We start from the raw sequence: 9,417 nt of genomic DNA on the forward strand, positions 1-9,417 counted from the left end.
TTTCTTATGACTTTGCACCAAAGCTGCGATTGGTGCAGGCGCGCTGACCAGGCACGGGTGGCCTGCATCACCTCCTGTCCATACCCCTCTTGCATGGGGGCTTGGGCCTGTCCTGGCTGGCGAGCGGCGCTCTATCCAGGATTCGCGGCGTGAAAAGTGTTGATTATGGGATTGGAAGCAAGAATTGTTCCAGCGTGGCACGCAGGGAATTGCTCCAAACTGAAACACCCGGGGCGCACCGGTGTGTCACGCCAGGGCGGCGCCGCCGCGCGCCGGCAACCTGTCTGGGGGCAGCGATGGGTGGCGTCAGCGTGGACTGGCCCGGTTATTGCTTTGCTGCGTGGGAGCCTATTTTTCAGACAGGAGACACCCCATGCACGCAATTTCCCCCCGCTTTCTGCAACGCCCCTTGCGTGGTCTGCTCGCGCTGGCCCTGGCCTGCGGTGCCAGCGCCGCCCTGGCCCACGGCGACGTCGTGCCCCAGGCGGTCGACACAAGCAGCCTGCCCCAGCTGGGCAGCAAGTGGCTGGAGAGCAACCCTTATAGCAAGGGCGAGGCCCATGACGAGGCGCTGCGCATAGGCACCTCGGCCTACAACCAGAACTGCGCGCGCTGCCACGGCCTGGAGGCGGTCTCGGGCGGCATTGCGCCGGACCTGCGCAAGTTCGACGAGGAATGCGCCGGCCTGGCCGCCGCCAAGAAGGCCGCCTGCTATGGCGAGATGGACGATTTCTTCGTGGGCACCGTGCGCCGCGGGCGCACCCGCGACGGGCGCGTCTACATGCCGCCGTTCGAGGGCACGCTGTCGCAGGAGGCGATCTGGTCGATCCGCACCTACCTGGAGACGCGGCGCGACCAGTGAGGCGGCAGGCATAAGCAAACAAGAAAATCTTCGTTGGTGCAATGCAGCAAGGGCCGGACAATCACGGCTCGTTTGAGCTTTGACAGCGCTGCCCGCTGACCGACACCATGAAAACTGTGCTGATTCCCCTGGCCCTCGTGTGGGGCACCGGCGCGGCGCTGGCCGCGCAGCCGCTACTCACTCCGCAGGATCTGTCGCCGCTGCTGTCCAACCCCCAGGTGCGCGTGATCGACATCCGCGACGCGCAAAGCCACGGCGTCAACCATATTCCCGGCGCGGTCAATGCGCCCTACGGCCAGTGGCGCGGCCCGGCCAGCAACCCCGGCGAGCTGCTGGCGCAGGACCGGTTCGTCGCGCTGGTGCAGCGCCTGGGGCTGGATGCCGGCACGCACGCCGTCGTCGTCTCCAGCGGCAAGGATGCGACCGACTTCGGCGCGACGGCGCGCGTGTACTGGACGCTCAAGTCGCTGGGGCTGACCGAGCTGTCCATCGTCAACGGCGGCATGCAGGCCTGGCAGGCCGCCGGCCTGCCGCTGTCGAATGCGCCGGTGCAGGTCGCGCCCAGCAGCTACGCGCCCACCTTCGACGCGCGCTGGCTGGCCACGCGCGAGCAGGTGCTCGGCCATGTGCAGAGCGGCGACGCCCTGCTGCTGGACGCCCGCCCCCAGGCCTTCTTCCTGGGCGAGACCAAGGTGCCCGCCGCCAAGGTGGCCGGCACGCTGCCCGGCGCCAAGGCGTTCGACTTCAACCAGTGGTTCGAGCCGGGCAGCTCCCAGCTCGTGCAGGGCGAGGCCGCGCGCAAGGTGGCCAGCCAGGCGCCGCTGCCGCAGGATGGCGCGCAGGACACGGTGGCGTTCTGCAACACCGGCCACTGGGCGGCAACCGAATGGTTTGCGCTCAGCGAAGTGGCGGGCGCGCCCAACGTCAAGCTCTACGCCGGCTCGATGGCCGACTGGACGCAGGCGAGCGAAGCGCTGCCGGTGGCCAACGCGCCCAGCCGCGCCCAGCAGTTGGCGCGCTCGGCGCAGGACTGGATCAAGGCCGCGTTCAAGTAAACGCCGACCCTCGGCAGCAAGGGATTGCAGCGCACGGCCGTTGCAATCCCTTGCCGCTTTCATTTTTCCGCTTTGTTGCCCATTCCATGAAACGTACCTCTCTCACGCTCCTGATGCTCGTCTTTGCCGGCTGGCTGCTGTGGAGCGTGTCGGCGCGCCAGGCGGCGCTGTTCGCCGTCGGCATCGGCCTGGGCGCGGTGCTGGCCGGCCAGCGCTTTGGCTTCACCACCGGCTGGCGCATCCTGGTCGAGGACAAGAACCCCGCCGGCGTGATGGGCCAGCTGCTGCTGCTGGCGCTGGCCGCGCTGCTGGCCATGCCGCTGCTGGGCTACTTTCCCGAGCTGACCGCGGCGCTGGGCCCGCCCAGCGTCAGCCTGCTGGTCGGCGCCTTCGTCTTCGGCCTGTCGATGCAGATCGCCGACGGCTGCGGCAGCGGCACGCTGTACAAGGCCGGCATGGGCATTCCGATGAACGCGGCCATCCTGCCGCTGTTCGCGCTGGGCAGTTTTCTGGGTAGCTGGCACCTGGGCTGGTGGCTTGATCTGGGGCGCGCGCCCGCCGTTGGCCTGGTCGGCGAATGGGGCTGGCAGGCGGCGCTGGCCGCCACGCTGGCCGCTCTGGCCGCCACCGCGCTGGCCGTTGCCTGGTACTGCCGCCGCGCCAGCCGCGCGCGTGGCCAGGCGGCGCATCCGCTGGTGGTGCGCCGCTGGCTGGTCGGCGCGCTGCTGCTGGCGCTGCTGGCCACGCTCAACCTGGTGATTGCCGGCCAGCCCTGGGGAGTGGTCTACGGCTTTGGCCTGTGGGCCGCCAAGCTGGTGCAGGCCGGCGGTGTGGACTTTGCCCACAACTGGTTCTGGAGCCAGCCGGGCAACGCGCCGCGCCTGCAGGAGGCGGTGCTGCAGGACGTGACCAGCATCACCAACATCGGCATCCTGGCCGGCGCGCTGTGGGTGAGCGCCGCCCGCCCCGCCAAGGCCCGGGCGCTGAACGGCCAGCAATGGGCAGTCGCGCTGACGGCCGGCCTGCTGCTGGGCTACAGCTCGCGCCTGGCGTTCGGTTGCAACGTCGGCGCCATGCTCTCGGGCATCTCGACCGGCTCGCTGCACGGCTGGATCTGGGTGCCGCTGGCCTTTGCCGGCACCATGGTCGGGCTGCGCGTGCGCCGCCATTTCGGGTTTTGAGGCTGGAGCACACGATGACACGCACCTTCATGCTGCGCACCCTGTTCTGGCTGGCCCTGCTGGGCTTTCTGGCCTGGGACTTTGCCGCTTCCAAGTCCATCGACCTGCGCTTCGAGCCGCCGCTGTTTGCCGCCGGCTCGGGCCAGGCCGCGCAGGGCGGGCATTGCTCCATGCCTGACTGATTCCATATCTATATCGATTGAGTACGCGAAGGTGAAGCGCAGACAGTGCTGTAGCACGACAAGCGAAGCCGACAAAGTAATCGGTTGATATAGAAATGGAATGACCCCGGCCGCTGGCCGTTGCGGGCACGTGGTGGCGACAATGGGGGCCCGCCGTTTTCGCCTACTGTCCCATGAAACGCCTGCTGCTCGCCGCCCTGCTGGCCCTGTCCGCCCCCGCCCCTGCCTGGGCCTGGAGCAACCACGCGCTGGCCAGCTACCGCGCGCTCGAAGTGCTGCCCGCGGTGGCGCAGGCGCCGGCGGTCGCCGCCGAGCCGCTGGAGGACTTCCTCGCCGCACAGGCCCAGCCCATCGCCCGGCTGCTCCAGGCGCAGGACGCCTGGGCGCAGCAGCACATCGCGCAGTACCCGCCGCTGCCCGCCGCGCTGCGCTTCGACCCGCAGGCCGCCCATACCGGCCCGCAGGCGCTGCGCCTGGCGTTTTTGCACGCGCTGCGCGTCTCGCCAGAAAGCCGCCTGGCGCTGTACCTGCAGCCCGACCCCTGGGGGCCGCCCGCGACGCAGCCCAAGCTGGCGCACGACGCGGTCAGCGCGCTGCCGCTGCGCGAGAAGGACGGCGAGAAGCACCATTTCGTGCGCCTGCAGCCGGGCGAGCCGGTGGCGCCGCTGGCGGTCATCGCCTCGGCCAGCGACGAGCCGGACTACGGCATGGACGTCAACCTGTTCGAGGACAGCCCCAGCGCCTGGGGGCCGACCTACGGCTTCGGCAAGCTGCCGTTCGGCAACCCCAGCCTGGACTTCGCCACCCAGGCGCCGTTCCACATGGGGTTCTTCTACGAATTGCCGCTGATCTACGCCGCCGCCGGTTTTCTCAAGCGCACCTACCCTCTGCTGCGCGTGCACCAGTACCAGGGGCTGTCGGAACTCGCCTTCCAGAGCGGCCACCCGTACTGGGGCTGGCGCTTCGCCGGCCTGGCGCTGCACTACGTGCAGGACCTGACCCAGCCCTACCATGCCAGCCTGGCGCCGGGCTACTCCAGCGCGCGGCTGATCGGCATCCAGCTGCTGGCGCTGCTGGGCATGCCGCAGGGCAAGAACGACATGGTGGTGCTGCTGTCCAACCGCCACTTCGTGCTCGAGCGCTACGAGAGCCAGATGATCCAGGCCAGCGCCGCCGCGCACCGGCCCGGCCCGCTGGAAGCCGCGCTGTACGACACCCGCACCGACGCCGGCTACCCCGCCTGGGGCGACGGCCATGCCTACGTGAAAGACACCGTGGCGCGCGAATCGCACGCCGCCGGCGAGGCGGTGACCGCGCAGATGCTGGCCGGCAGCCCGGCGCGCTACGTCAACGACCCCGGCTTCGACTTCGGCGTGCACGCCGGCGGCATCGACCTGATGGCCGAGGTGGCGCGCCAGGGCGGCGACGCCCGCGCCACGCTGGAGGCCAGCATCACCACGCTGATGCGCCACTTCGGCGCGCACAGCCGCAATCTGGTGCGGGGGATCGTGGGAACGCCGGTGGCCAGCGATTGATGGAGCGGCTCATTCCATTTCCATATCAACCGATTACTTTGTCGGCTTCGCTTGTCGTGCTACAGCACTGTCTACGCTTCACCTTCGCGTACTCGATCGATATAGAAATGGAATCACTGGGCCGCGATGCGGTACAGGCAGTGCTCGCGCAGCGGATGGCCTTCGGGCAGGGCCGGGTGCTGGAACGTGAGGGCGTCCCTGCGCATGCCCAGGCGTTGCATCACGGCCTCGGAGCGCGCATTGGCCAGCGCGGTAAAGGCGACGATTTCGGCCAGCTGCAGCGCGTCGAAGCCGAAGGCCAGCGCGGCGCGGGCGCCCTCCGTGGCCAGCCCCTGGCCCCAGAACGGCCGCGCCAGCCGCCAGCCGACCTCGACGCAGGGGGAGAACGGCAACTGCGCCGCCGGGACGTACAGGCCGATGAACCCGATGAAGGCGCCCGAGGATTTTTCCTGCGCCGCCCAGAAGCCCCAGCCGCGCTGCGCGATCAGGTCGTGGCAGCGCTGCGCCAGTGCGCGGCTTGCGTCCTCGTCCAGCGTATGGGGGAAGTAGCGCATCACCTCGGCATCGGCACCCATGCGCGCGAAGGTCGGGAAGTCCGACGGTCTCCACTGGCGCAGCAGCAGTCGCTGCGTGTGGATTTCGTGGGGATGCCGCATCGGGCCTTCTCTCGAACCTATCCCAGGTTCGGCGCCAGCCTGCGGCGCATCTCCTGAAGGTCCATGCCGCGGCGCGCGGCCATGTCCTCGACCTGGTCGTCGCCGATCTGGCCGACGACGAAGTAAGTGGCCTCGGGGTGGGCCAGGTAGAAGCCGCTGACGCTGGACGCCGGGAACATCGCCATGCTGTCGGTCAGCTCCATGCCGATCTCGCGCGCATGCAAGGTCTCGAACAGCGCGATCTTGGCCGTGTGGTCGGGGCAGGCCGGGTAGCCGGGCGCGGGGCGGATGCCCTGGTATTTTTCCTTGATCAGGTCTTCGTTGGAGAGCGCCTCGTCGGCGCCGTAGCCCCACAGGTCGGTGCGCACGCGGTGGTGCAGGCATTCGGCGAAAGCCTCGGCCAGGCGGTCGGTCAGGCCCTTGAAGAGGATGTTGGAATAGTCGTCGAGCGCGTCGAGGAACTCCTTTTCCTTCTTCTCGCTGCCAATGCCGGCGGTGACCGCGAACAGGCCGGCGTAGTCGGCAATGCCCGACTCCCTGGGCGCAACGAAGTCGGCCAGGCAGCGGCTGGGGCGCATCACGCCGTCGGCGCCGGGCTGTTTCTCGGTCTGCTGGCGCAGGCCGTACCAGGTCATCAAGACCTCGGTGCGGCTCTCGTCGGTGTAGAACTCGATGTCGTCGCCGACGCGGTTGGCCGGGAACAGTCCCATCACCCCATTGGCGGTGACCCAGCGGCCTTCAACGATTTTTTTCAGCATCGCCTGGCCGTCGGCAAACACCTTGCGCGCCTCGGTGCCGACGATCTCGTCATCGAGGATGGCCGGGTAGGCGCCGGCCAGATCCCAGGTCTGGAAGAACGGCCCCCAGTCGAGGAAGGGCACGAGCTCGGCCAGGTCGAAGTTCTTGAACACGCGCCGGCCCAGCGCGCGCGGCACGACCGGCGGCGGGTTGGTGAACGACAGCGGCGTGGCGTTGGCGCGCGCCTGTTCGATCGTCCACAGCGGCACTTTCTTCTTCTTGGCGTGCAGCTGGCGCACGTGGTCGTAGTCGGCGGTCACTTCGCTCAGGTAGGCGTCGCGGCCGTCGCCCAGCAGGCTTTGCGCCACGCCCACGCTGCGCGACGCGTCGGGCACGTAAATCACCGGGCCGCTGTACTTGGGCGCGATCTTGACGGCCGTGTGCACGCGCGAGCAGGTGGCGCCGCCGATGAGCAGCGGCGTCTGGCGGCTGGTGAAGTAGTCGTCCTTGTCCATCTCGGCGGCGACGTGCTGCATCTCCTCCAGGCTGGGCGTGATCAGCCCCGAGACGCCCACCATGTCGGCGTTTTCCTCTTTGGCGCGCGCCAGCAGCTCGTGTGCCGGAATCATCACGCCCAGGTTGACGACCTCGAAGTTGTTGCACTGCAGCACGACTGTGACGATGTTCTTGCCGATGTCGTGCACGTCGCCCTTGACGGTGCAGACGACGATCTTGCCCTTGCTCGACACGTCGATGCCGGCGGCCTTCTGCGCCTCTTTCTCTGCCTCGATATAGGGCACGAGGTGGGCCACGGCCTGCTTCATCACGCGCGCGCTCTTGACCACCTGCGGCAGAAACATCTTGCCCGCGCCAAACAGGTCGCCCACCACGTTCATGCCGTCCATCAGCGGCCCCTCGATCACCGCCAGCGGGCGCGCGCCGCCCTGCACGCAGAGCTGCTGGTAGGCCTCCTCGGTGTCTTCGACGATGAAATCGGTAATGCCGTGCACCAGCGCGTGCGTCAGGCGTTCGCCCACTGGCGTCGGCGCTTCGGCCGTGCCGCGCCATTCCAGCTTCTTGCTGTCGTCGCGCGCCGCGCCCTTGGCGCTTTCGGCAATCTCCAGCAAGCGCTCCGCGGCATCGGGGCGGCGGTTCAAGACCACGTCCTCGACGCGCTCGCGCAGCTCCGGCTCCAGGTCGTCGTAGACGCCCATCATCCCGGCGTTGACGATGCCCATGTCCAGCCCGGCTTGAATAGCGTGGTACAGGAACACGGTGTGGATGGCCTCGCGCACCGGGTCGTTGCCGCGGAACGAGAAGCTGACGTTGGAGATGCCGCCCGACACCTTGGCGCCCGGCAGGTTCTGCTTGATCCAGCGCGTTGCCTCGATGAAGTCGGTGCCGTTCTTGGCGTGCTCCTCGATGCCGGTGGCAATCGGGAATACGTTGGGGTCGAAGATGATGTCCTCGGGCGCAAAGCCGACCTCATCGACCAGCACGCGGTAGGCGCGGTTGCAAATCTCGATGCGCCGCGGCAGTGAATCGGCCTGGCCCTGCTCGTCGAACGCCATCACCACGGCGGCGGCGCCGTAGCGCTGCACCAGCCGCGCCTGGCGCTTGAACTCGGCCTCGCCCTCTTTCAGGCTGATCGAGTTGACGATGCCCTTGCCCTGGATGCACTGCAGGCCGGCCTCGATGATCTCCCACTTGGACGAATCGACCATCACCGGCACGCGCGCGATGTCGGGCTCGCCCGCCAGCATGCGCAAAAACCGCACCATGGCGGCCTTGCCGTCCAGCATGGCCTCGTCCATGTTCACGTCGATGATCTGCGCGCCGTTCTCCACCTGCTGGCGCGCCACCGACAGAGCCTGCTCGTACTGCTCGGCCAGGATCATCCGGGCAAAGGCCTTGGAGCCGGTGACGTTGGTGCGCTCGCCGACGTTGACGAACAGGGAATCTTGGCCAATGAAGACGGGCTCCAGGCCGGAGAGTTTCATCGGAGGGGGAAATGTGGCTGACATGGAACTCACCTGTACGGGCAGGACGGATGGACAGGTGAGCGTCGTTGCATGCGGGACGGTCGATTCCAAGCCTGGCCACCGCGCTTTGAACATGCGATAGCTGCAACGCTCCTTGGAATCGGAGCGGTGATTCTAGGAGGATTGCCATGTGCCGTTCGGCATAAGCTTATCGGCGCGCAAACGCCGCGCGCTTGGCCTGGCCAAACGCGCTTAGGCGCCACAATGGCGCGGCCTGCGACATCACCACCACCGCCCTACGCCATGACGCTATCGCCATCAACCCGCCGCGCCGCGCCGGCCCCTGCGGGCGCCGCCCTCCCCGTCGCCTGGCAAGGCCTGCGGCAGGTGCACATGCTCGATTCGCTGTCCGACGACCGGCTGGCGCAACTGGCCACGCAATGCCGCTGGCACCGGCTGGAGGCCGAGCAAGAGCTGGTTGGCCCCTATGTCGACGACCGCCTGTATTTCCTGGTGCATGGTGGCCTGCGCGTGGCCAGCTACGCGGCCTCGGGCAAGGGCATGGTGCTGGGCGACCTGGCGGCCGGGTTGTTTTTTGGCGGCCTGCGCGTGGCCGAGGCGGAAGACGCGCCCGCGCCCATGCGCTTCCCGGTGACGGTGCAGGCCACGCAGGACAGCCTGGTCGCGTCGCTGGCGCACGAGGACGTCGAGGCGCTGCTGATGAACGAGGTGGGCGTGCTGCGCGCCGTGATTGCGCAGCTGAGCACGCTGGCGCAGGTGCTGGCCACGCGCGTGCTCAACCTGGGCACGCTGTCGGTGCGCGCGCGCCTGCACGCGCAGTTGCTGGAGCTGGTCGAGCGCTCGGCGCAGGATACGAGCGGCAACCAGGCGGTGCTGCAGCCGGCGCCGCGCCAGTCCGACCTGGCGCTGATGCTGGGCAGCAGCCGCGAAGAGGTGGCGCGAGAAATGTCGCGCCTGACCCGCCTGGGCCTGCTGCGCCGCCAGGGCCGTGCGCTGCAGCTGTGCAACCTCGAAGGCCTGCGCCTGCTGCTGGAGGAGGCGCGTTGATCGCGCGTCTGATTCCACTTCTATATCAACCCAGTAGTGTCCGGTTAAAAGTCAAACAGAATCAATTGCTTAGCGTCGTTGGCGGATTCAATCTGTAGATCATCGGGCTGCAAGGCGCATGAAATCTGGGTTTTCTCGAAAACCGAGACCGACAAAAT

The 9,417-nt window shown here is 68.1% G+C and carries 8 protein-coding genes and 1 riboswitch; of the genes, 6 read left to right on the forward strand and 2 right to left on the reverse strand.

Features of this window, described 5'->3' with window-relative positions; all coding sequences use genetic code 11:
• The first annotated feature begins 373 nt into the window (after positions 1 to 373).
• The 5 genes from pedF to ABD767_RS15150 all read left to right on the forward strand — a co-directional run bounded on the left by pedF (position 374) and on the right by ABD767_RS15150 (position 4,815).
• A complete protein-coding gene (pedF, locus tag ABD767_RS15130; RefSeq protein ID WP_103046323.1) occupies positions 374 to 862 on the forward strand; it encodes a cytochrome c-550 PedF in 489 nt (162 codons plus the stop codon).
• 107 nt (positions 863 to 969) lie between these two features.
• Entirely contained in the window at positions 970 to 1,917 is a 948-nt protein-coding gene (locus ABD767_RS15135; RefSeq protein ID WP_103046324.1) for a rhodanese-like domain-containing protein, read from the forward strand.
• 86 nt (positions 1,918 to 2,003) lie between these two features.
• Positions 2,004 to 3,098 (forward strand): YeeE/YedE thiosulfate transporter family protein, encoded by a 1,095-nt coding sequence (locus tag ABD767_RS15140; protein WP_103046325.1) that lies wholly within the window; start codon positions 2,004 to 2,006, stop codon positions 3,096 to 3,098.
• Positions 3,099 to 3,112: 14 nt separating this feature from the next.
• The gene (locus ABD767_RS15145; RefSeq protein WP_344869884.1) at positions 3,113 to 3,280 is read left to right on the forward strand and encodes a hypothetical protein; all 168 of its coding nucleotides are present in this window, start codon (positions 3,113 to 3,115) and stop codon (positions 3,278 to 3,280) included.
• 173 nt (positions 3,281 to 3,453) lie between these two features.
• Entirely contained in the window at positions 3,454 to 4,815 is a 1,362-nt protein-coding gene (locus ABD767_RS15150) for a phospholipase C/P1 nuclease family protein (protein ID WP_344869885.1), read from the forward strand.
• 113 nt (positions 4,816 to 4,928) lie between these two features.
• Here the strand turns inward: ABD767_RS15150 and ABD767_RS15155 are convergent, their stop codons facing one another.
• Together ABD767_RS15155 and metH are read right to left on the reverse strand one after the other, a co-directional pair.
• Positions 4,929 to 5,471 carry a GNAT family N-acetyltransferase gene (locus tag ABD767_RS15155; RefSeq protein WP_103046632.1) on the reverse strand — a complete coding sequence of 181 codons (543 nt, stop codon included), beginning with the start codon at positions 5,469 to 5,471 and terminating at the stop codon, positions 4,929 to 4,931.
• A gap of 17 nt (positions 5,472 to 5,488) precedes the next feature.
• Positions 5,489 to 8,233, reverse strand: a complete 2,745-nt coding sequence (gene metH, locus ABD767_RS15160; RefSeq protein WP_344869886.1) for a methionine synthase — start codon at positions 8,231 to 8,233, stop codon at positions 5,489 to 5,491.
• A 29-nt stretch (positions 8,234 to 8,262) separates the two neighbouring features.
• Positions 8,263 to 8,353, reverse strand: a riboswitch (S-adenosyl-L-homocysteine riboswitch).
• A 141-nt stretch (positions 8,354 to 8,494) separates the two neighbouring features.
• On the opposite strand from metH, the gene ABD767_RS15165 reads away from it, so the two are divergent.
• Entirely contained in the window at positions 8,495 to 9,259 is a 765-nt protein-coding gene (locus ABD767_RS15165) for a helix-turn-helix domain-containing protein (RefSeq protein ID WP_103046634.1), read from the forward strand.
• Positions 9,260 to 9,417 lie beyond the last annotated feature (158 nt).

Origin of the sequence: Comamonas faecalis (genome assembly GCF_039538025.1) — a bacterium.
In the GTDB taxonomy this organism is placed as follows: Bacteria; Pseudomonadota; Gammaproteobacteria; order Burkholderiales; family Burkholderiaceae_C; genus Comamonas_C; species Comamonas_C faecalis.

What these genes read in the sequence shown, in the direction of transcription:
- pedF (WP_103046323.1), top strand. Translation starts at nt 374, where the DNA reads ATGCACGCAATTTCCCCCCGCTTTCTGCAACGCCCCTTGCGTGGTCTG.
- ABD767_RS15135 (WP_103046324.1), top strand. Translation starts at nt 970, where the DNA reads ATGAAAACTGTGCTGATTCCCCTGGCCCTCGTGTGGGGCACCGGCGCG.
- ABD767_RS15140 (WP_103046325.1), top strand. Translation starts at nt 2,004, where the DNA reads ATGAAACGTACCTCTCTCACGCTCCTGATGCTCGTCTTTGCCGGCTGG.
- ABD767_RS15145 (WP_344869884.1), top strand. Translation starts at nt 3,113, where the DNA reads ATGACACGCACCTTCATGCTGCGCACCCTGTTCTGGCTGGCCCTGCTG.
- ABD767_RS15150 (WP_344869885.1), top strand. Translation starts at nt 3,454, where the DNA reads ATGAAACGCCTGCTGCTCGCCGCCCTGCTGGCCCTGTCCGCCCCCGCC.
- ABD767_RS15155 (WP_103046632.1), bottom strand. Translation starts at nt 5,471, where the DNA reads ATGCGGCATCCCCACGAAATCCACACGCAGCGACTGCTGCTGCGCCAG.
- metH (WP_344869886.1), bottom strand. Translation starts at nt 8,233, where the DNA reads ATGTCAGCCACATTTCCCCCTCCGATGAAACTCTCCGGCCTGGAGCCC.
- ABD767_RS15165 (WP_103046634.1), top strand. Translation starts at nt 8,495, where the DNA reads ATGACGCTATCGCCATCAACCCGCCGCGCCGCGCCGGCCCCTGCGGGC.